At 71.5% G+C, this 20,771-nt stretch carries 22 protein-coding genes; 8 read left to right on the top strand and 14 right to left on the bottom strand.

Features of this window, described 5'->3' with window-relative positions; genetic code table 11:
* Position 1: 1 nt before the first annotated feature.
* The 3 genes from FIV43_RS01720 to glf are packed head-to-tail and all read right to left on the bottom strand — an operon-like array spanning position 2 to position 4,168.
* Positions 2 to 919 carry an ABC transporter permease gene (locus tag FIV43_RS01720; protein ID WP_141012733.1) on the bottom strand — a complete coding sequence of 306 codons (918 nt, stop codon included), beginning with the start codon at positions 917 to 919 and terminating at the stop codon, positions 2 to 4.
* The gene (locus FIV43_RS01715; RefSeq protein WP_141012732.1) at positions 912 to 2,978 is read right to left on the bottom strand and encodes a glycosyltransferase; all 2,067 of its coding nucleotides are present in this window, start codon (positions 2,976 to 2,978) and stop codon (positions 912 to 914) included. Before FIV43_RS01715 ends, FIV43_RS01720 begins: the two co-directional genes overlap by 8 nt.
* The gene (gene glf / locus FIV43_RS01710; protein ID WP_231123617.1) at positions 2,975 to 4,168 is read right to left on the bottom strand and encodes a UDP-galactopyranose mutase; all 1,194 of its coding nucleotides are present in this window, start codon (positions 4,166 to 4,168) and stop codon (positions 2,975 to 2,977) included. The genes FIV43_RS01715 and glf overlap by 4 nt, the downstream gene beginning before the upstream one ends.
* 91 nt (positions 4,169 to 4,259) lie before the next feature.
* Here glf and FIV43_RS01705 point away from each other — a divergent pair, with 91 nt between their 5' ends.
* Entirely contained in the window at positions 4,260 to 5,375 is a 1,116-nt protein-coding gene (locus tag FIV43_RS01705; protein ID WP_231123616.1) for a phosphatase PAP2 family protein, read from the top strand.
* Here the strand turns inward: FIV43_RS01705 and FIV43_RS01700 are convergent.
* Both FIV43_RS01700 and FIV43_RS01695 read right to left on the bottom strand, forming a co-directional pair.
* Positions 5,293 to 6,240 carry a glycosyltransferase family 2 protein gene (locus FIV43_RS01700; protein WP_141012730.1) on the bottom strand — a complete coding sequence of 316 codons (948 nt, stop codon included), beginning with the start codon at positions 6,238 to 6,240 and terminating at the stop codon, positions 5,293 to 5,295. The two genes, FIV43_RS01705 and FIV43_RS01700, sit on opposite strands and share 83 nt — an antisense overlap.
* The gene (locus FIV43_RS01695) at positions 6,237 to 7,148 is read right to left on the bottom strand and encodes a glycosyltransferase (RefSeq protein WP_231123615.1); all 912 of its coding nucleotides are present in this window, start codon (positions 7,146 to 7,148) and stop codon (positions 6,237 to 6,239) included. Before FIV43_RS01695 ends, FIV43_RS01700 begins: the two co-directional genes overlap by 4 nt.
* 95 nt (positions 7,149 to 7,243) lie before the next feature.
* On the opposite strand from FIV43_RS01695, the gene FIV43_RS01690 reads away from it, so the two are divergent.
* The gene (locus FIV43_RS01690) at positions 7,244 to 8,020 is read left to right on the top strand and encodes an inositol monophosphatase family protein (protein ID WP_141012728.1); all 777 of its coding nucleotides are present in this window, start codon (positions 7,244 to 7,246) and stop codon (positions 8,018 to 8,020) included.
* A 156-nt stretch (positions 8,021 to 8,176) separates the two neighbouring features.
* On the opposite strand, the gene FIV43_RS01685 is transcribed toward FIV43_RS01690, so the two are convergent.
* Together FIV43_RS01685 and FIV43_RS01680 are read right to left on the bottom strand one after the other, a co-directional pair.
* On the bottom strand, positions 8,177 to 9,532 hold the full coding sequence (locus FIV43_RS01685) for an LCP family protein (protein ID WP_231123614.1): 1,356 nt from the start codon (positions 9,530 to 9,532) through the stop codon (positions 8,177 to 8,179).
* A 382-nt stretch (positions 9,533 to 9,914) separates the two neighbouring features.
* On the bottom strand, positions 9,915 to 10,910 hold the full coding sequence (locus FIV43_RS01680; RefSeq protein WP_141012727.1) for a threonine ammonia-lyase: 996 nt from the start codon (positions 10,908 to 10,910) through the stop codon (positions 9,915 to 9,917).
* Positions 10,911 to 10,999: 89 nt separating this feature from the next.
* Between FIV43_RS01680 and FIV43_RS01675 the strand changes: the two genes are divergently transcribed.
* Positions 11,000 to 11,896, top strand: coding sequence for a LysR family transcriptional regulator (locus FIV43_RS01675; protein ID WP_141012726.1), 897 nt, complete (start codon positions 11,000 to 11,002; stop codon positions 11,894 to 11,896).
* On the opposite strand, the gene FIV43_RS01670 is transcribed toward FIV43_RS01675, so the two are convergent.
* A complete protein-coding gene (locus FIV43_RS01670; RefSeq protein WP_231123613.1) occupies positions 11,886 to 12,425 on the bottom strand; it encodes an acyl-CoA thioesterase in 540 nt (179 codons plus the stop codon). The genes FIV43_RS01675 and FIV43_RS01670 overlap by 11 nt on opposite strands.
* Positions 12,426 to 12,475: 50 nt before the next feature.
* On the opposite strand from FIV43_RS01670, the gene FIV43_RS01665 reads away from it, so the two are divergent.
* From FIV43_RS01665 to FIV43_RS01655, 3 genes are read left to right on the top strand one after another with little or no spacing between them, the layout of a single operon-like run.
* A complete protein-coding gene (locus FIV43_RS01665) occupies positions 12,476 to 12,880 on the top strand; it encodes a homing endonuclease associated repeat-containing protein (protein ID WP_141012725.1) in 405 nt (134 codons plus the stop codon).
* Positions 12,881 to 12,897: 17 nt separating this feature from the next.
* Complete coding sequence (locus tag FIV43_RS01660) at positions 12,898 to 14,136, top strand: LCP family protein (protein WP_141012724.1); 1,239 nt, start codon at positions 12,898 to 12,900, stop codon at positions 14,134 to 14,136.
* A 4-nt stretch (positions 14,137 to 14,140) separates the two neighbouring features.
* Positions 14,141 to 15,016: a crotonase/enoyl-CoA hydratase family protein gene (locus tag FIV43_RS01655; protein ID WP_141012723.1), complete on the top strand. Its 876-nt coding sequence runs from the start codon at positions 14,141 to 14,143 to the stop codon at positions 15,014 to 15,016.
* A gap of 24 nt (positions 15,017 to 15,040) precedes the next feature.
* Here FIV43_RS01655 and FIV43_RS01650 read toward each other — a convergent pair whose 3' ends face one another.
* The 3 genes from FIV43_RS01650 to FIV43_RS01640 all read right to left on the bottom strand — a co-directional run bounded on the left by FIV43_RS01650 (position 15,041) and on the right by FIV43_RS01640 (position 17,030).
* Positions 15,041 to 15,184, bottom strand: a complete 144-nt coding sequence (locus FIV43_RS01650) for a DUF1059 domain-containing protein (protein ID WP_141012722.1) — start codon at positions 15,182 to 15,184, stop codon at positions 15,041 to 15,043.
* A 155-nt stretch (positions 15,185 to 15,339) separates the two neighbouring features.
* The gene (locus FIV43_RS01645; RefSeq protein ID WP_141012721.1) at positions 15,340 to 15,762 is read right to left on the bottom strand and encodes a hypothetical protein; all 423 of its coding nucleotides are present in this window, start codon (positions 15,760 to 15,762) and stop codon (positions 15,340 to 15,342) included.
* A gap of 95 nt (positions 15,763 to 15,857) precedes the next feature.
* Positions 15,858 to 17,030, bottom strand: a complete 1,173-nt coding sequence (locus tag FIV43_RS01640; protein WP_141012720.1) for an acyl-CoA dehydrogenase family protein — start codon at positions 17,028 to 17,030, stop codon at positions 15,858 to 15,860.
* 86 nt (positions 17,031 to 17,116) lie between these two features.
* Between FIV43_RS01640 and FIV43_RS01635 the strand changes: the two genes are divergently transcribed.
* Positions 17,117 to 17,791: a TetR family transcriptional regulator gene (locus tag FIV43_RS01635; RefSeq protein ID WP_141012719.1), complete on the top strand. Its 675-nt coding sequence runs from the start codon at positions 17,117 to 17,119 to the stop codon at positions 17,789 to 17,791.
* 71 nt (positions 17,792 to 17,862) lie between these two features.
* A complete protein-coding gene (locus FIV43_RS01630; protein ID WP_141012718.1) occupies positions 17,863 to 18,291 on the top strand; it encodes a CoA-binding protein in 429 nt (142 codons plus the stop codon).
* A gap of 137 nt (positions 18,292 to 18,428) precedes the next feature.
* Here FIV43_RS01630 and FIV43_RS01625 read toward each other — a convergent pair whose 3' ends face one another.
* From FIV43_RS01625 to FIV43_RS01615, 3 genes are read right to left on the bottom strand one after another with little or no spacing between them, the layout of a single operon-like run.
* The gene (locus tag FIV43_RS01625; RefSeq protein WP_141012717.1) at positions 18,429 to 18,983 is read right to left on the bottom strand and encodes a Dps family protein; all 555 of its coding nucleotides are present in this window, start codon (positions 18,981 to 18,983) and stop codon (positions 18,429 to 18,431) included.
* Positions 18,984 to 19,042: 59 nt separating this feature from the next.
* Complete coding sequence (purE, locus tag FIV43_RS01620; RefSeq protein ID WP_141012716.1) at positions 19,043 to 19,555, bottom strand: 5-(carboxyamino)imidazole ribonucleotide mutase; 513 nt, start codon at positions 19,553 to 19,555, stop codon at positions 19,043 to 19,045.
* A 42-nt stretch (positions 19,556 to 19,597) separates the two neighbouring features.
* Complete coding sequence (locus FIV43_RS01615) at positions 19,598 to 20,770, bottom strand: 5-(carboxyamino)imidazole ribonucleotide synthase (protein ID WP_141012715.1); 1,173 nt, start codon at positions 20,768 to 20,770, stop codon at positions 19,598 to 19,600.
* Between the last annotated feature and the right edge of the window lies 1 nt (position 20,771).

Here is a 20,771-nt window from a genome sequence, read left to right as displayed (position 1 = left end):
CTCAGAGCCGCTCCGGGATCTTGTTCTCCAGCTTGGAGAAGATGAGCTGGGCGAGCACCAGCATCACCACGCCGACCGCGGCGCAGGCGCAGCCGATCAGCAGGATGTTGTCCGGGATGTGGTGCGCCGCGGTGGCCTCCGGGTCCTCCGTGGTGCCGACCCAGAAGGCCCGCTGGAAGAGGAGCACCGCGTCCGCGAGCGGGTTGAGCAGGTAGAACCGGGCCAGCTCGCCGAACCGGTCCTCGACCATCGTGTAGGGGTAGATCATCGGCACGCCGAACCGCACGAAGAGCAGCAGCACCTGGACCACGTTGCCGAAGTCGCGGAAGAACACGTTCGCCACGCTGAACACCAGCGCGACCGAGGTCCCGATCGTCATGATCATCACCACGGCGATCAGGACCGCCGCCATCCCGACGGGGTCGGGGGTCCAGCCGTAGAGCATGCAGGCGATCACCAGCACGATGATCTGCGGGATGGTGTGCCAGAGGGAGACCAACATCGTCGCCACCGGGAACATCTCGCGTGGCAGGGGCATCTTCACCACCACCGACTTGTTCCGCACGATCGAGCGGGTGCCCGCGGAGAACGTCTCGGTGAAGAAGTGCACGATCACCAGGCCGGCGAACATGTGCACCGCGAAGTTCTCGACGTCGTCGTGGAGGTTGAGGATCCCACCGATCACCGCCCAGTACACGAAGAACTGGGCGAGCGGGTTGATGTAGGACCACAGGACCCCGAGGAACGAGCCCTGGTAGCGGGCGTTGATCTCCCGGCGTACCAGCAGGCGGAGCAGGTAGCGGCGCTGGAAGACCGCGAGCAGACCGTTGTTCGCCGACGGTGGGGCCAGCGGCACCTCGCTCAGGTCGCGATGTGCCGGCGCCCCGCCGCCCTCGGCGACGGTCGTGGTCTCAGCCATCCACCGTCTCCGACGTGGGCCCCTCGCTCTCCACCCAGGGGCCGAACGTCTTCTCCCAGGTCTCGGGCGAGGTGATGTCCCCGAGCGCGGCGCGATACTGCTCGGCCAGCTCGTCCCAGCGGGTGGCGAGCTCCTTGTGGATCGCCACCGTCTCCTTCATCTTCGCGAAGAAGGTGGCGCGGTCGCGGCGGTAGAACGCGGTCGCGGTGCCGTCGGGCAGAGAGACCAGCGCAGAGTCGTAGCGGGCGATCTTGTGCCACCGGGCGTCCTGGGCCATGATCTCGGCCTCCGGGTTGGTCCGCGACTGATCCCGCGGCCGGCGGACCTGGCGCAGCGGCTGCAGCAGCGCCTGCACGCTGGCGGCGCGGCCCGAGATCACCGGGGAGGGCTCGCGGCCCTTGCGGGGCAGCTTGTGCCGCTTCACCTCGGGCAGGGCATCGGGGTCGGAGATCAGGTCGGCGTCGGCGTAGCCCTTCACCAGCTGCTTGAGCTCGGGCAGGGTGCTGCCCAGCTGCTCGTGCAGCACACCGGGACCGGCGAGCACGTCGACCAGCGCCTTGTGGCGCAGCGCGACGGTGGAGTACTGCATCGACACCAGGTGCTTGATCTGGTGGTTGAAGCTCTCCTGGACCATCCGGCCGCCACGCGGGTACTTGGAGTGCAGCAGCGCGGCGATGAACCGGTTGCGGACGTGGAAGTAGGACTGCCAGTCCAGCGCGTCGTTCTTGTCCGTCCACGGCACGTGCCACACCGCGGCACCGGGGAGGCTGACGGTCGGGAAGCCGGCGTCCTTGGCCCGCAGTCCGTACTCGGAGTCGTCCCACTTGATGAAGAGCGGCAGCGAGAGACCGATCTCCCGCAGCACCTCGGACGGGATCAGGCACATGAACCACGGGTTGTAGTCCACGTCGATCCGGGCGTGCAGCCAGCGGGTGGAGCGGATGTTGCGCTCGCCCAGGTTCCAGCCGGGGAAGACGCCGGGCGCCGAGCCCCACCAGAAGGTGTACGGCGAGACGCGCTCGCCGAAGCTGTGCAGCTGCGCCTTGTCGTAGATGCTGAACATGTGACCGCCGACGATGGTGGTCTTGCGGCACAGGTCGCCGAAGGTGGCGGCCCGGACGATGCCCTCGGTCTCGCACTCGACGTCGTCGTCCAGCATCATCACGTACGTCGACCGGTCGGCCTTGAGGCCCTCGTACTGTGCCCGGGCGAAGCCGCCCGACCCACCGATGTTGCCCTGCTCGATGACCCGCAGCCGGTCGCCCAGCGCCTCGGCCGCCTCGTCGAAGAACTCCGAGTCCTTGACCAGCTTGGTGCCCTGCTCCATCACCAGCACCTGATCGAGGATCTCGGCGAGCCGGGCGGAGTTGCCGAGCTGGCCGAGCAGCTTCGCGCAGAAGTCCTGGCGGTTCATCGTGGTGATGCCGATGGTCACCGTGCCGCGCCGGGCCCGGTCCGCGGGCACCTCGGCGGTCCACTCGGCCGAGGTGACGGTGGCGTCCTCGTCGGCGGCGACCACGTCGTACCAGTACCAGCCGCCGTCGGTGAACGGCTTCAGCGGGAGGTCGAAGGAGAACTCGCCGGCGCTGCCGTCCACGGTGCCGGAGTCGACGCGCTGGGAGCGCCCGTTGGCCATCGACCGGTAGACGATCACGCTGGCTCCCTCGCCCTCGAGGCGCACGGTGAGCCGCACCTCGTCGACGATGGTGTGCCGGCGCCAGTAGGAGGCCGGGAAGGCGTTGAAGTAGCTGCCGAACGACATCGTGTCGCCGTGCTCGACCCGGAAGGCGGTGCGCGAGACGATCTGGTCCGGGTGCACGGTGCGGGCGCCCTTGGTCGCGTTCTGCAGGCGCGAGGCCATCGCGGCCGCCTCGTGGGAGGCCTTCGAGGTGCCGATGTCGAACTTGTCGGCGTCCAGCGCGGCCGGGTCGGGGTCGACGTACAGGCGGATCACGTCGGTGTCGCGGTCCGCCGGCATGATCTGCCGCATCAGCAGCAGCCGCTCGTGGCCCGGCGAGGTGGCCGCGGCGTCCGCGGTCTGGGTGTGGGTGATGGTCATGCGTCCTCTCCCCCGCTCTCCAGCGGCTTGCCGTCGCGGAAGTGCGGTACCAGCTTGTTGTCGAACATCGACAGGGCCGACCCGATGGCCATGTGCATGTCGAGGTACTTGTAGGTGCCGAGGCGGCCGCCGAAGAGCACCATGGGCTCCTTCTTCGCGCGCTCGCGGTACTTCAGCAGCTTGGCGCGGTCCTCGGCGGTGTTGATCGGGTAGTACGGCTCGTCGTCGTCCTCGGCGAAGCGGCTGTACTCATGGACGATGATGCTCTTGCCGGGCAAGTGCGTCTTGGTCCGCTCGGGGTGGAAGTGCTTGAACTCCAGCACCCGGGTGTAGGGCAGGTCGGCGTCGTTGGCGTTGACCACGGAGGTGCCCTGGTAGTCGTCGACGTCCACGACGCTCTCCTCGAGGTCGACGGTACGCCACGACAGGCGCCCCTCGGCGTTGCCGAAGTACTCGTCGACCGGGCCGGTGTAGACGATCGGGACCTTCCCCTTGAACTCCTCGGCGACGTCGAAGAAGTCGACGTCGGTACGCACCTCGATGTTGGGGTGGTCGGCCATCCGGGTCAGCCAGGCCGTGTAGCCCTCGACCGGGAGGCCCTCGTAGGTGTCGTTGAAGTAGCGGTTGTCGTAGGTGTAGCGGACCGGGAGCCGGGTGATGATGTCCGCGCTCAGCTCCGTGGGGTCGGTCTGCCACTGCTTGGCGGTGTAGCCCTTGACGAACGCCTCGTAGAGCGGCCGGCCGATCAGGCTGACCGCCTTCTCCTCGAGGTTGGTGGCGTCCTCGGTGGCGATCTCGCTGGACTGCTCGGCGATCAGCGCGCGGGCCTCGTCGGGGGTGTGCGCCTTGCCGAAGAACTGGTTGATCAGCCCCAGGTTCATCGGGAACGAGTAGACCTGGCCCTGGTACTTGGCGAAGACCCGGTGCTGGTAGTTCGTGAACGAGGTGAACCGGTTGACGTACTCCCAGACCCGCTCGTTGGAGGTGTGGAAGAGGTGGGCGCCGTACTTGTGCACCTCCACCCCGGTCTCCTCGTTGACCTCGGAGTAGGCGTTGCCGCCCAGGTGCGAGCGGCGCTCCAGCACCAGCACCTTGAGGTCCAGCTCGGTGGCGCACCGTTCGGCGATCGTGAGGCCGAAGAGGCCGGAACCGACGACCAGCAGGTCAGGGAGATTCTCAGGGGTCGACACGAGCGGCGAGTCTAGATGATCCGGGCCCAGGATCCCTTTCCGCAGCGAGGCTGCGCCCACGATGTCGGATTTGCCTATTACCCTGCTGCGGGTGAACACCTGGTTGGCTTTCCGCCGATCAGCCCGCATGTTCGCGCTCGCCTGGGGTTGCGGCCTGGTGCTCGCGGCGGTGATGGTCGTGATGGCCGTCACGCTGGATCTCCCGATCCTCGATCCCGACGGCGTGGCCATGCCGGCCTATCTGCGCATGCCCCTGATCGTCCTCGCCGCGCTCGCGGTCGACGTGGTGCCCCGGATCGTGCATCGGGCACGGGTACGACGCAGCGGGCCGACCGGGCTCGGCCCGATCACCCGTGAGGTGATGCGGGAGCGGTGGCCGGCGGCCCAGTGGTGGTTCGCGATCAACGGCGTCCTGGCCTGGTACCTGACCTACGCGGCGTTCCGCAACGTCAAGAGCATGGCGCCGTTCGCCAACACCCGCGAGTGGGACGAGTCGCTCTCCACCGTCGACCAGTTCCTCTTCGCCGGACACGACCCGGCGGGCACCCTGCACGCCTGGTTCGGCACCGGACTGGCCGCCCACCTCTTCTCCCTGGTCTACATCGCCTGGATCGTGCTGGTCCCGGTCTCGATCGCGGTGGCGCTGGTCTGGACCCGGCACACCAGCGCGGGCGCCTGGTACGTCACCGCGATCGCGGTCGACTGGTTCCTCGGCGCCGTCGTCTACCTGCTGGTGCCGACCGTCGGGCCGATCTACTCCGACCCCGGCCAGTTCGCCGACCTGCCGCACACCTACGTGACCACCCTGCAGGACGACATGTGGGCGGACCGGCTCGCGGTGATGGCCGACCCGTGGGGAGCCGGCACCCTGCAGACGATCGCGGCGTTCGCCTCGCTGCACGTCGGCATCATGGTCAGCATCTGCCTGCTGGTGCGACTGCTCGGCCTGCCGGCGTGGGTGGACCGGGCCGGCTGGGTCTTCCTCGCGCTGACCATCCTGGCCACCGTCTACCTCGGCTGGCACTTCGCCGTCGACGTGCTCGGCGGGGCCGCGCTCGGCGCGTTCGCGGTCTGGGTGTCGGGGCTGGCCACCGGCAACCGGGTGGGATGGCGGGTGCGGCTGGTCAGGCCGCGGGAGACGCCGGCAGCGGCCGGGTCGACGGATCCGGCCGGCGCATCCGGCGGGCATCACGCACCGCCCGGATGACGTTGCCCGCCTCCGCGCGTCCGCCGCGCACCGGGCTGAGCAGGACCACCACCAGCGCGATCAGCCAGGGCTTGAGCCGCACCAGCGGGTTCTCGCCGTACCGGAAGTGCACCGCGAAGAGGTTGCGGTACATGTAGTAGCCCTTCCAGCCGGCCAGGTCGTGCTGCTGGTCGAAGTCGAGCTGGCGGACCAGCACCGCGTCGCGGACCGCGCGCACGGCGAAGCCCGCGCGGCGGGCGCGCACCACGTAGTCCACGTCGTCGTAGAAGATGAAGAACGTCGGGTCGGGGAAGCCGATCCGCTCCACCACCTCCCGGCGGACCAGGAAGCCCTCGAAGGCGGCGTTCTCCACCTCCACCGTGGCCGGCATCGCCGCCCGGGTCCGGTAGTCGGACTCGACCGTCCCGGTCTTGGGCCGGATCGCCCACGGGGTGCGCAGGTCGAAACGGGTGGCCGCCTTCTCCACCAGGGCGCCGGCGCGGTCCTCGCGCACCGCGATCAGGCAGGAGCCGTCGACCTCGAGCAGCCGGGAGAGGCAGTCCGGAGCGGGGACCACGTCGTCGTCCATCAGCCACATCACGTCGTAGCCGCGCTCGTAGGCGGTGCGCAGCCCCAGGTGGAACCCACCGGCGCCGCCGACGTTCTCCGCGGAGCGGATGGTCACCAGACCGGGCAGGGTGGACGCCTCGAGCACCGCGGCGGTGTGGTCGGTGCTGGCGTTGTCGACCACGAAGACCGCGTCGGCCGGGCGGTCCAGCCCGGCCAGCCCGTCCAGCATCCCGGCGAGCAGGTCGGCGCGGTTGAAGGTGACGACCACGACCGCGACCCTCTCGGCCGCGCCGGGTCGCGACGGTGCAGCACTCAACGCAGGTACCTCCGGTGTCCGGTGAAGTCGCCCCGCAGCCCGGCCAGGCCGGCCCGGGCGCTCAGCACGATGCGGGCCGGGCGCGGCCGGGTGACGAGGTAGAACCAGACCGTCTTGACCCAGAACATCAGCACGAACGGCCACCCGCGGTAGTCGCGCAGGTTGAGCACGTTGTTGCGGGCCATGCAGTAGTGCTTGAGGTCGGAGTCGGTGTGGTTGTAGGTGGTGCGCCCGAACATCATCGGCGTGCCGAGGTCGTCGGTCGCGGGGTGGGCGAACCGGGCAGCGGCCACGGTCGCGATCCGGGCACCGGCGCGCTGGGCGCGCCAGAGGTACTCCACGTCGTCGCCCCAGATGAAGAACTCCTCGCGCGGCAGGCCGATCCGCCGCACCAGATCACGGGTGACCAGCACCCCGTTGAACGGGATCACCACGTCATCGATCAGGCCGTCGCGCGCGGCCGCGGTGACCGCGCCGATCTCGTGCACCACCCGGGTGCCGCCGGGCAGGCGGATCGGGAAGCAGAGCCGGTCCGGGTCCTGCTCGGCGACCACGGCCGGTCCGCAGAAGTCCAGGCCGTCCCGCTCGACGCGGGCCAGCAGCAGGTCCAGGCAGTCCGGCTCCGGCAGCCCGTCGTCGTCCATCAGCCAGGCCAGGTCGGCGCCGTCCTCCATCACCCAGGCCAGCCCGGTGTGGAAGCCGCCGGCGCCACCGGTGTTCTCTGTCAGGGTGCGGTGCCGGACGCCGAGACCGGCGGCGTGCTCCTCGAGCCAGGCGCCGGTGCCGTCGGTGGAGGCGTTGTCCACGACCAGCACGGCGTCGAGCCGCTCCAGCGCGGCCAGCCGGGTCAGCAGCCGCCGCAGCAACGGCAGCCTGTTGAAGGTCACCACCACCGCCTGCACCCGCACGGCGGACACCCTACTCACCGCTCTCCCGCCCGCCGGCCCGCGGGCGCATCCGCCCCTGGGCGTCGCGGCTCCGGGCGGGTGAGTAGCGTTGCCGTGTGGACACCGACGCCGTGCTCGAGCTCCTGCAGGACGTGGCCGCCGAGGTGATCACCCCGCGCTTCCGGTCCCTCGACGACGACCAGGTCAGCGAGAAGAACCCCGGCGACCTGGTCACCGTCGCCGACCACGAGTCCGAGGCCCGGATCACGGCCGCGCTGAGCCGTGCCTATCCCGAGGCGCTGATCCTCGGCGAGGAGGCGATGGCCGCGGACCCGACCCTGCTCGAGGCCTTCGCCACCGCTGACCACGCATTCACCGTGGACCCCGTCGACGGCACGAAGAACTTCGTGAACGGGTCGCCGGACCACGCCGTGATGGTCGCCGAGGTGCGCGCCGGCGAGGTCACCCGCGGCTGGATCTGGCAGCCGCAGCACGAGGCGTCGTACGTCGCCGAGCGCGGCGCCGGTGCACGGCGGAACGGGGAGCCCCTGGTGGTCGACGGGTCCGGCACCGCGCCATACCGGACCGCGCGGTGGGGGTGGCGCGGCCAGGAGCTCGACGGGCTCGGCACCCTGGAGATCTCCTGGGCCTGCTGCGGGGTCGACTACCCGCACCTGATCGCCGGGGACGCCGCAGCCCTGCTCTACAACCGCAGCATGCCGTGGGACCACCTGCCCGGGGGCCTGATCCTGACCGAGGCCGGCGGCCGGATCGGTCGTCTCGACGGCGCGCCGTGGCAGCCGCGCCGGCTGTCCGGCGGCCTGCTCGCCACCGGCTCGCCCGAGCGGTACGACGACGTGGTGGCCTCGCTCGGGCGGCGGCCGCTGCGCTGAGCGGGGTGCGGGTTTCACCGGTCAGCCGGTGAAACCCGCACGACACGCCGGGGCGCATCGGCGTGTCGTGCGGGTTTCGGCCGACAGGTCCACGTCGTGTCTCCCAAGTCGGCGCCGTAGCGAGCGGTGTCTCCGGCCGACAGGTCTAGCCTCGGGCTAGCAGGCGGAGCTCAGGTCGTCGGACTCGTTCGCCGCATAGCCGCCGTCGCGGCTGCCGATCGACCCGCCGGTGACGGTGCTGTTCCGCTTCTTCCTCGCGGTCGTGCCCGCGTCGTCGCCGCCGCTGCCCTCCGAGCTCGCCACCGCGTCGGCGACCATCTGCCGGATCTCGTCGATGTCGGGCTCGGCGGTGTTCACCTTCGGTGGCACCAGCGAGACCGTGGCGACCTTCTGGCTCCGCGTCTTCAGGCCCAGCTCCACGAAGCGCCCGACCTCGGAGGCGGGCAGGTTGGTGGAGAACATCCCGGTCGTCGCTTCGGCGAGCTCCTCGAAGTTGGTCAGCGCGGTCTGCGGGCTGACCTGCTGCAGGAAGCCGTTGAGCACGCACTTCTGGCGCGCCATCCGTGAGTAGTCGTCCGAGCCCTCCCGAGCACGGGCGTACCAGAGCGTCTCGAAGCCGTCGAGGGTGCGCTTGCCGGGGTCGATGTAGCCGGTGACGTCGTCGCCGAGGCCGCCGACCGGGATCGGCTGGCGCACGTTGAGGGTGATCCCGCCGACCGCGTCGACGAGGTCCTTGAAGCCCTGCAGGTTGACCATCGCCCAGTAGTTGATCCGCAGTCCGGTGACCCCCTCGACCGCCGAGACCGTGGCGTCGACGCCAGGGGTCTCGGACTCACCGAACAGGTCGGTGTGGTCCTCGGCCCAGGTGCTGACCCCGTTGATGTAGCAGCCGTCGCAGTCGAAGCCGTCGGGGAACTGCTCGTCCATCACGCTGCCGTCGCGGAACGGGAAGTTCTCCAGGTTGCGAGGCAGCCCGACCAGCACCGCCTTGCCGGTCTCCGCGTCGATCGAGGCGACCGTCAGCGAGTCCGGGCGCAGCCCCCAGCGGCCCGCGCCGGAGTCACCGCCCAGCAGCAGTACGTTGAAACGGCCGTCGTGGGCTCCGCTGACCGCGGTGTTGCCGAAGAGTGCGATGGAGAGATCCCGCTGTACGCCGACCAGGTGGGCGCCGAAGAGCAGCGTGCCGGCGACCGAGAGGCAGAGCAGTCCGTTGACCCCCACCACGGCGCGCCGCTGCGGCAGCCCCAACGTCAGCGGCTGACCGAGGCGCCAGGCATCCATGAACAGGGCCGCCCAGCCGATGGCGGCGGCGAAGAGGCCGAGCCGCAGCAGGAGCAGCAGATCGCTGTTGAAGGCCAGGGTGATCGCCCAGGAGTGGTCCAGCGCGCTGACCACCAGGCCGAGGGCGCCGAGGCAGAGCAGTCCGATCCAGATCCGCAGGGCGACCAGGCCGACCTTGCGGTTGCCGGCGATCAGCTGGGCCGAGCCCGGGGCGAGGAGCGTGAACGCCATCAGGGTCATCGCACGCCGGAATCGCACGCGGGCCGCGCGTTCGGCCACTCCCGGCGTCGGTGAGCCGGGGGGCGCCGCGGGGAAGCAGCCATGAGGTGGAACTCCTGCTGGGGAAGGGAGCAGTTCCGCCAGTATCACCAGTCACACCCGTCACAGCAGGTACGACGCGCCGGACGCTCGCCGCGGCCTGGGTCACGGCCTGGGTCACGGCCTGGGTCACGGCCTGGGTCACGGCCTGGGTCACGGCCTGGGTCACGGCCTGGGTCACGGCCCGGGTCACGGCCCGGGTCGGCCAGCCCACGGTCCTGGCACGAGCAAGGCGACGCGGGTCACCCCGGCGCCACCCGGCCCCGCCAGGTCGACCGCGACGGCGCCGCAGGTGTCAGGCGGCCGCCGCGAGCCGGGCGATCTCGTCGGCCGAGGCGTTGCCTCCGGTGCACATCACCGCGACCGGCAGCTCACCGTCCGCGACCGGCAGGTCACCGTCCGCAGCCGGTTCGGCCGCAGCGACGACGCCGGCGAGCGCGGCCGCGCCGGCTCCCTCCGCGAGCGTGCCGGCACGGGTGGCCAGCAGGCGGGCCGCGCCGTCGATCTCGTCGTCGGTGACCAGCAGGAAGTCGGCCAGTCCGGCCCACAGGGTGGCGAGTGTGGCGGCGTAGCCGCTGGTGGTGGCCAGGCCGGAGGCCCGGGTGGCGGCCGGGGCCGTCTCGATCCGGCCGCTGAGCCAGGAGCGCCAGCCGGCCGGGGCCGAGGAGGACTGCACGCCGATCACCGCACACGAGGGTGCGAGGGCGTCGCGGACCACGCACGCGCCGACCGCTCCGGTGCCGCTGCCGATCGGCACGTAGACCGCGCCGAGCCCGGAGGCCTGGGTGAACAGCTCCAGGTAGGCGGTCGCGTGGCCCAGGATGATCCGCGGGTCGGTCGGATCGATGTAGCCACCCTCGGTCGCGAGGGAGCGCGCGTGCGCGGCGGCCTCGCCCAGCCCGTCCCCGTGGACGATCACCCGCGCACCCAGGGCCTCGACCGCGTCCCGCTTCACCGCGGGCGCGCACTGCGGCATCACCACGGTCGCCGGCACCCCGGCGGCGCGAGCGGCGAACGCCACCGACTGCGCGTGGTTGCCGGTGGAGGTGGTGACCAGGCCGACCCGGCGCTCGACGTCGGTGAGCGTGGCGGCCAGGTGGACGCCGCCGCGCACCTTGAAGGAGCCTGTCGGGAGCACGTGCTCGTGCTTGACCAGGAGCCGGCGCCCCACCGACCGGTCGAGCACCGGGTGGGACACCAGCGGCGTCGTCGCGAGGGTGGCGGCGACGACCTCGCCGGCCCGCTGCACCGCAGCGAACGTCAACGACGAGGTACCGACCGAGGAGTCCATGCCTCCTATGGTCGCCGCCGGCAGTCCTATCGGTCCAATAGTTCTTTTCGTGCATTCACATCGACACTGTCGATTGATACCGTTCCGGGGTGATCGACCTTCGGCGGCTCGAGGCCCTCGTCGCGGTGTATCGGACCGGGAGCGTCTCCGCCGCCGCTGCCGCGCTCCACTACGGCCAGCCCACCGTCTCCCATCACCTGCGCCGGCTCGAGGCCGAGACCGGCAGCGTGCTCCTGCAGCGCGTCGGCCGCGGCGTCCGGCTGACCGCCGACGGCGTCCAGCTCGCCCGGCGCGGCGAGGAGATCCTCGGCCTCCTCGAACGGGCCGAGACCGAGCTCGCCGCCGCCAACCACCTGCGCACCGGCAACGTCAGGCTCGCCGCGTTCCCGTCCGGGGCCGCCACGCTGGTCCCGGCGGCGATCGCCCGGCTCGCGACCCGGCACCCCGGCCTCACCCTCGACCTGATCGAGGCGGAGCCACCGGAGGCCACCGAGATGCTGCGCGCCGGCGAGGTCGACCTGGCGCTGACCTTCGCCTACCCGGACCAGCCGGACCAGGAGCAGATCCGGGCCGAGACCCTCTTCGGCGACCCGTTGCACCTGGTGGCCGCCGACGTCGACCGACTCGGCGCCGGTGCGGCCGACGCCACCACCACGCTCGACCACCTCGGCGACCACCGGTGGATCACCGGCTGCGAGCGCTGCCGCATCGAGCTGCTGCATCTGTGTGACGCCGCCGGGTTCACCCCGGACATCGCCTTCGCCAGCGACGACTACGTGGCCGTGCAGGCCCTGGTCGCCACCGGTGTCGGCGTCACCGTGCTGCCCGGCCTGGCCCTGGAGGCCCACCGCAACCCGGGCGTCGTCACCCGCGCGGTGGCCGGCGCCGCCCGTCACGTCCAGCTGGCGTCGTACGGCGCACCGCCGCGGCCGGCGGCGGTCGAGGCGGTCGCGGCGACCCTCCGGGCGGTGGCGGTCAGCCGTTAGGCGCGGTCCGGGAGCCGGTGCGGCCCGCCTCGATCTCCTGGCGGCGGGCCATCCGGTGCGCCCGCCGGATCCCGGCCTCCCGGGCCCGCCGCTCGTCCTCGGCGTCCTCGGGTGTCAGCGCCGGTACGCGGCGCGGGCGCCCGGCCGCGTCGATCGCCACGAAGACGAAGTACGCCGACCCGACGTGCAGCGACTCCGAGCTGGCGTCGTCCCAGGGCTGGGTCTCGATCCGCACGCCGACCTCCATCGACGAGGAACCGCACCAGTTCACCTGCGCCCTGGTGCGGATGATGTCGCCCACCCGGACCGGCTCGTGGAAGGCCATCTCGTCCAGGGCCGCGGTCACCGCGGGCCCGCCGCTGTGCCGCTGCGCGACCACCCCGGCGGCGGAGTCGGCGAGCTTGACGATCTCGCCGCCGTGGATGTTGCCCAGCAGGTTCGCCTGCGCACGAGCGGTCAGCGAGGCCAGCTCCATCCGCGAGTACGACGGCGGGCGGGAGGGCGGCAACTCCGGGGGCAGGACGCTCACCCGCGCGACGATAGCGCCCGTCGCGCGCCGCGTCGGGGATGATCGGGGCCATGGCCACCGCCTTCACCGACGACGACCTGCTCGCCGCGCTGCGTGACGCGGCCGGCGGCAGCGCCCTGAGCACGGCCGCCTACGAGCGCCACCGCGAGACCGCGGGCGGGCCGTCCGTCGCCTGGATCATCCGCCGCTTCGGCTCCTGGCGCGCCGCCTGTACGGCGGCCGGCCTGCCCACCCATGCCCGGTCCGCGCGCGCCGCCACCTGGACCGACGAGCAGCTGGTCGCGCACGTCGCGGCCTACCTGGCCGATCTCGAGCCGGGCGTCCGCGGCAGCTTCGCCGGCTACAGCGCCTGGGCGACGGCGCAGCAGGGCGCGCCGAGTGGCGCGACGGTGCGTGCCCGGATGCCCTGGGCCGATGCCCGGCGACGCGCCGCGGGCGAGCCGTCGGGGTCCTGACCGGTACGGTCACCGCCATGGCAGGAAGCGGCAAGCGCGGGGACGGCTCCGGCGACGAGGGGGACTACGACTGGATCTACGGCACCGGCGGCGACCCGACCCCCGAGCGTCCGGCCACCCGTCCCGGACCGGCCGACCGACCGGAGCCGACGATGATGCTGCCGCAGCAGCCGCGCCCCGGCACGGAGCGGCCCGCCGGGCAGCGCCCGGCCGAGGCTCCTCCCGCCCCGCCGAGCGCGCCACCCGCACGGCCGCACCGCTCGCACAGCGGGTGGCGCCGTCCGAAGCGATGGATCAAGGTGATCCTGGCGCTGCTGGTGCTGTGGCTGGTCTATCTGGTCGTCGTGCCGATCCTCGCCTGGAGCAAGGTCGACAAGGTCGCCTTCGAGCCCGACGGGGATCGCCCCGAGGACCAGCCGGGGACGACGTACCTGATCGTGGGCAGCGACTCGCGCGGCGACCTCAGCAAGGAGGAGCGCGAGCAGCTGGGCACCGGCGGCGACGCCGGCAACGCCCGGACCGACACGATCATGCTGCTGCAGACCGGCTCCGGTCCGGACACCCTGATCTCCATCCCCCGCGACACCCTGGTCGACATCCCGGGCCACGGCTCGGGCGAGAAGATCAACTCCTCCTTCGCGATCGGCGGCCCGGAGCTGCTCACCCAGACCGTCGAGTCCACCACCGGGATCCGGATCGACCACTACGTCGAGATCGGCTTCGCCGGGTTCGTCGACGTGGTCGACGCCGTCGGCGGTGTCGAGATCTGTCCGAAGCAGGCGATCGCCGACAAGCAGGCGAACCTGGACATCGAGAAGGGTTGCCAGGAGGTCGACGGGGTCACCGCACTCGGCTACGCCCGGTCCCGTCACGCCGCTTACGGCGACAGCAACGACGACTTCGCGCGGGTACGCCGCCAGCGCGAGGTGATCGCCGCGATCGGCGACAAGGCGGTCTCGCCGTGGACCGTGATCAACCCGATCCGCTACTGGCGGCTGAACATGGCTGCTCCCGGTGCGATCGCGGTCGGAGAGGGCATGGGGCCCTTCGACGCCGCCCGCTTCGCGATGGCGATGTCGGCCTCGACCTCCGGCAAGGGGAAGTCCTGCACCCTGCCGGTCGACTACCAGGCGGCGGGCACCGGCTACAGCGACGTGGTGATCGACACCGAGCGTGCCGACCAGCTCTTCGACATCATCATCGAGGACCGCACCGACGACCTGACCAACAAGATCTGCAACCAGAAGGGGCTCTGACCGGATGGGAACCTACGAGACGCTGCGCGTCGAACTGGACGGCGACGGCGTCGCCACCGTGACCCTGCACCGCCCGGACGCGCTCAACGCGTTCGACCTCACGATGGCGGTGGAGCTGGAGCGGTTCTTCCTCACCGACGCCCGCCGCGACGAGGTGCGGGCCGTGGTCGTCACCGGCGCCGGCCGGGCGTTCTGCGCCGGCATGGACCTCAACGCCGCCGGCAACGTGTTCGGCCTGGACGAGAGCCACTCCCCCACGCCGGAGGACTTCTCCGCGAACTACCTGGAGGAGCCCTACGCGTCGGGCATCCGCGACACCGGCGGCAAGGTGACCCTGGCGATCCACGCCCTGCCCAAGCCGGTGATCGCCGCGATCAACGGGCCCGCGGTGGGGATCGGTGCCACCATGACCCTGGCGATGGACCTGCGGCTCGCCTCGACCAAGGCCCGGATCGGCTTCGTCTTCGGACGACTCGGCATCGTCCCGGAGGCCTGCTCATCCTGGTTCCTGCCCCGGATCGTCGGCATCCAGCAGGCGCTGGAGTGGGTCTACTCGGCCGACGTCCTCGACGCGGAGGCCGCGCTCGCCGGCGGCCTGCTGCGCAGCGTCCACGAGCCCGACGAGCTGGTCGGCACGGCCCAGGAGCTGGCCCGGTCGTTCGTGATCGGCCGGTCGGCGACGGCGCTCGGCCTCGCCAAGCAGCTGCTCTACCGCAACGGCGCCGCGGCCGACCCGCTGCACGCGCACCTCTCGGACTCGCTGGCGATGTACTGGACGTCGATCGCCGACGGGAAGGAGGGCGTCGCCGCCTTCCTGGAGAAGCGGGCACCGCGGTTCACCGGCAGCGCCGCGGACCTGCCCCGGATCTTCCCCGGCTGAGCGGCCACCGCCGCCGTCGGCGGGTCACATCGCCATGAAGAGGATCTCCTCACGGGAGTACTCCCGGCCGGGGTGCTCGGCGGCGAGGTGCTCCTGGACCTTCTCGACGAGGTCGTCGTCGTTGTCGGCACGCAGGGTGGTGTCGCAGGGGCAGCGCAGTGAGGGCATCGTCGTACCTCCGGAGTAGAACGTGTTCCTTGCAGGGTACGCCGCCCCGACGCGGGCAGCGTCCGTCGGGCGCGTGCGCCGGGCCCGGCCCCGGGCGCCACGAACGCCGCGGCGCCCGGAACCGATCAGGTTCCGGGCGCCGCGGGGGCCAGTCCTCACACGCAGTCGGTCATCGCATCCTGCAGCTCGGGGTCGGTCATCATCCCGGTGATCGCGTCCGCGTCGTTCAGGTCGGTGGTGTCCACGTGGTCCATGAAGGCACCGGCCATGCACTTGGCCTGCGACGCGGACATGCCGGCGTCGACGTACATCTCCTCGATGTAGGCCTGGAAGCCGTCCGGGTCGTCGACCGGGTTCGGGATGTCGCCGGCCTGCGGCACCTCCCCGGCCGGGTCGGACTCCTCGGCCTCGGGGGACTCCTCGGTCTCGGTGGCCTCGGAGTCGGCGCTCTCGTCGGCCTGCGACGAGGTGTCGTCGGCACCGGACTCGGTCTCGTCACCGCCGCAGGCGGTGAGGGCGAGCATGAGGGTGGCGGGCACGGCGACGGCAGCGGTCAGGCGGCGGATCGTGGTAGTCATGCCTCCCGTCCTTGCCGCCCGCGGGTCGACTCAACCCTCTCGACCGCGACTTCTCACGATCCGGACCGCAGCCACCCGGTCACCGGGTCATCGGGTCACTTGGACCGCTGTACGCCGGCCAGCAGCTGCCGAGCGGCCACGATCCGCTGCACCTGGTTGGTGCCCTCGTAGATCTGGGTGATCTTGGCGTCGCGCATCATCCGCTCCACCGGGTAGTCGCGGGTGTAGCCGTAGCCGCCGAGCGCCTGGACCGCGTCGGTGGTGACCTGCATCGCCACGTCGGAGGCGAAGCACTTGGCCGAGGCGCCGAAGAAGGTCAGGTCGGCGTCGCCGCGCTCGGACTTCGCCGCCGCCGCATACGTCAACTGCCGCGCTGCCTCGACCTTCATGCCCATGTCCGCCAGCAGGAACTGCAGGCCCTGGAAGTCGGCGATCGGGCGGCCGAACTGCTGGCGCTCCTGGACGTAGCCCAGCGCGTAGTCCAGTGCGCCCTGGGCGACGCCGACCGCCTGGGCGGCGATGGTCACCCGGGTGTGGTCCAGCGTGCGCATCGCGATCTCGAAGCCCTCTCCCTCGGCGCCGATCATCCGGCTGGCCGGGATCCGCACGTTGTCGAGGTAGACCTCGCGGGTCGGCGAGCCCTTGATGCCGAGCTTCTTCTCCGGCGCGCCGAAGGTGACGCCCTCGTCGGACTTCTCCACCACGAAGGCGGTGATCCCGCGCGAGCGCGCGTCGGGGTCGGTGGAGGCGAGCACGGTGTAGAACTCCGAGACGCCGGCGTTGGTGATCCAGCGCTTCACACCGTTGAGGACGTAGTCGTCGCCGTCGCGTACCGCACGGGTCTTCTGTGCGGCCGAGTCGGAGCCGGCATCGGGCTCGGAGAGGCAGTAGGAGAAGCCGCCCTCGCCGGCGGCGAGCCGCGGCAGGTAGGCCTGCTTGAGCTCCTCGCTGCCGGCCAGCTGCAGCGGGAGCGAGCCGAGCTTGTTGACGGCCGGGATGAGCGAGGACGAGACGCACGCACGGGCGACCTCCTCGATCACGATGCAGGTGGCGAGCGCGTCCGCGCCGGCGCCGCCGTACTGCTCCGGGACGTGCGGGGCGTGGAAGTCGGCGGCCACCAGCGCGTCGTGCGCCTCCTGCGGGTAGCGAGCCTCCTCGTCGACGTCGGCAGCGTACGGCGCCACCTTGTCGTCGCAGAGCGCGCGGACCGCCTCGCGGATCGCGTCGTGCTCCTCGGAGAGTCCGTAGTACGTGAAGTCGTTGCCCACCGTCGCCACCTGTCCTCGTTCCTGATACTGAGTTCTTCCTATACGGTACTTCGTACCAGTTAACGATCCAAAGAACGGAGCGCCCGATGCCTGCGACGAGCACCCGGGAGCGGATGGTGGCCGCGGCCTTCCGCCTCTTCACCGACCGCGGCTTCGAAGCCACCACCGTCGACGACATCGCCGCCGAGGCCGGCGTCGGACGCACCACGTTCTTCCGCTCGTTCCCGACGAAGGAGGCGGTGGTCTTCCCCGACCATGCGCCGATCCTGGCCGCCGTCGACGCGCGCCTGTCCAGCGCCACCCGCGACACCGGTGACCTGGCGCTGCTGGAGGCGTCCCGGATCGTGTTGGACAACTACCTCGCGGACGGCGAGGTGGCCCGGGCCCGTTACGCGCTGACCAGCAGCGTCCCCGCCCTCCGCGCCACCGAGTCGGCCAACCAACGTGCCTACCAGCAGCTCTTCCGCGACCACGTGCGCCGCTGGCTCACCCCGCCGGACGGCGAGCTGAGGGACGACCTGATCGCCGAGGTCCTCGCCAACGCGGTGGTCACCGCCCACAACCACGTGCTGCGACGCTGGCTGCGGGGCACCAGCACCGACGCCCGCTCCGAGCTGGCCGACGCCGTCGCCGCAGTGACCCGCCGCCTGGGCCTCGAGGCCAGCGAGGCGACCGAGACCCAGGTGGTCGTGGTCCGCTCGCGGCGGCCGTTCGACGAGGTCCTCCCCCAGGTACGTCGCCTGCTGGCCGACGACGCCTGACCCCGACCGTCCCGCGGCCCGGGAAGAACCGGCCCGGGAAGAACCGGCCCAGTGCGCCGGTTACGCCGGACATGACCACGAGCACCTGGCAGGACCCCGCCGTCGTCGAGGAGATGCTGGCCGCCGACACCTGGGCGGTGGTCGGACTCTCCGGCGACCCCCGCCGCACGGCGTACCGGATCGCGGCGCTGCTGCAGGAGCGCGGCAAGCGGATCGTCCCGGTGCACCCCGCGGCCGCCGAGGAGGAGCTGGTGGTGCTCGGCGAGAAGGCCTACCCGACGCTGGCAGCGATCCCCTTCCCGATCGACGTGGTCGACGTCTTCCGCCGCTCCGAGCACGCCGGCGAGGTGGCCGACGAGGCGGTGGCGATCGGCGCAAAGGGCGTGTGGTTCCAGCTCGGCGTGGTCGACGAGGCGGCGTTCGCGCGGACCACCGCTGCCGGCACCCCGATGGTGATGGACACCTGTCCCGCGATCGAGTGGGGCAGCCGGGGCGCCTGAGCCCGGCCGCCCACCGACAGGCCCCCGGCAGGCCCCAGCGAACACACGGCCCGGCCCGAGCGAACGAGGCCGCCGCCCCGGCGTACCCGGGACGGCGGCCTCGTCATCGCAGCGTCAGCGCTGCCGGACGGAGTGGGTCACTCCGCGGCGCGCGCAGCACCCTTCTCGGTGGTGGCGTCGCCGGTCGACAGCGAGCCGGACTTGTCCTCCAGGTGGGCCCGGATGAACCAGTGGAAGAGCTCGAACTGCTCGGTCTGGGAGATGAACATGTCCTGGGTGACCGGGTCGAGCTCCTCGAGGACCTTGATCCCCGACCGGTAGGACTCGATCACGCCCTGGTAGACGACGTCGAGCGCGGCGAGGTGCTCCTGGGTGGTCGCCCGCCCGATGCTGTACTCGTTCCAGGTGCGCTGATCGACGATCGCGCCCGGGGTGCCCGAGGGCGAGCCGCCCAAAGTGGCGATCCGCTCGGCGAGGTCGTCGGCGAACCCGCGCACGGTCTCGACCTGCGGATCGATCATCTCGTGGACGGCGATGAAGTGCGGTCCGACCACGTTCCAGTGCACGTGCTTGAGCGTGAGGTGCAGGTCGTTGGTGGCGTTCAGCCGGTCCTGCAGGAGGTCGACGACGCGCTGCGCCACCTCCGTGGTGAGGCCGGGAGTCGTGTAGTGCAACTTCGCATGTGAGGCCATACCCTCATGTTTACCGACTTGAATCAGTCAAGACAAGGGTCCGAAGGGGTGAATCGGGCCTACTCCACCACGGGAGCACGGGTGGCCCGCTCGCGCACGACCGTGCCCTTCGCGTGCGCGGCCGCCTTCAGATCGGCCTGGAAGTCCAGCATCCGCCGCTGCAGCGACGGGTCCGTCGCGGCGAGGATCCGCACCGCCAGCAGTCCGGCGTTACGGGCCCCGCCCACCGCGACGGTGGCCACCGGCACCCCGGCGGGCATCTGCACGATGGAGAGCAGCGAGTCCATGCCGTCGAGGTACTTCAGCGGCACCGGCACCCCGATCACCGGCAGCGGGGTGACCGAGGCGAGCATGCCCGGGAGGTGGGCCGCCCCGCCGGCGCCGGCGATGATCACCGACAGCCCGCGGTCCGCGGCGCGCTTGCCGTAGTCGAGCATCTCCTCCGGCATCCGGTGGGCGGAGACGACATCGGCCTCGAACGTCACGTCGAACTCGCCCAGCGCGTCGGCCGCGGCCTCCATCACCGGCCAGTCGGAGTCCGAACCCATCACGATGCCGACACGCGCAGTCATGGGCCGAACCCTAGAGGACCGCGGGCGCGGCCCCGGCGGGGGCTACTCGCTCTCGTCGCCGAGATCGCCGCGGAACCACGCGGCCGCGTGGCGCGCGCGCTCCAAGCAGTCCGCGAGGTCGTCGCCGTAGACGTTGACGTGGCCCACCTTGCGGCCCGGGCGCAGGTCCTTGCCGTAGAGGTGCACCCGGAGCCGCGGGTCACGGGCCATCGCGTGCGGGTAACCGTCGTAGAGCCGCCCCACCGTGGAGTCGTTCCCACCGAGGATGTTGACCATCACCGACCAGCAGGCGCGTGGCTCCGGCGATCCCAGCGGGAGGTCGAGGACCGCCCGCAGGTGGTTCTCGAACTGGGAGGTGACCGCACCGTCCTGGGTCCAGTGGCCGGTGTTGTGCGGCCGCATCGCCAGCTCGTTGACCAGCACGACCACCTTCCCCTCGGCGTCGCGCGCCTCGAACAGCTCGACCGCCAGCACGCCGGTCACGCCGAGCTCCCCGGCGATCCGCAGCGCCAGCTGCTGCGCGGCCGCGGCCAGCTCGGGGTCCAGGTCGGGCGCCGGCGCGATGACCTCGTTGCAGACACCGTCGACCTGCAGCGTGGCGACCACCGGATAGGCGGCGGCCTGGCCGCTCGGTGCGCGGGCGATCAGCGCGGAGAGCTCCCGGGAGAAGTCGACCAGCTCCTCGGCCAGCAGTCGGACGCCGGTGCGGGCGGCGGCCTCCAGCGGCTCGGCGATCTCGGCCTCGGAGCGCACCACCCACACACCCTTGCCGTCGTAGCCGCCGCGGCTCACCTTGAGCACGCAGGGCAGCCCGAACTCGACCACGTCCGACGCGGTGGCCACCTCGGCCCACCGGGGCTGCGGGGCGCCGAGGCGGGTCATCGCCTCCCGCATCACGATCTTGTCCTGGGCGTGCACCAACGCGTCGGGCCCCGGACGGACCGCCAGGCCCGCGTCCTCCAGCGCGTGCAGGTGCTCGGTCGGCACGTGCTCGTGGTCGAAGGTGACCACCGAGCACCCCTCGGTGATCGAGCGCAGCGTGTCGAGGTCGCGGTAGTCGCCGACCGCGTGGTCGCCGATCACCTGGGCCGCGCTGACCCCCTCGCCCTCGGCGAGCAGCCGTAGCGGGACCCCCAGCGCGACCGCGGGTTGAGCCATCATCCGTGCGAGTTGACCGCCGCCGATGACGGCGATCCGAGGGGCGAGCTCTGGCACG

The sequence above is a fragment of the Nocardioides sambongensis genome (assembly GCF_006494815.1).
GTDB lineage: Bacteria > Actinomycetota > Actinomycetes > Propionibacteriales > Nocardioidaceae > Nocardioides > Nocardioides sambongensis.
This window is presented reverse-complemented; position numbering and strand designations above follow the sequence as displayed.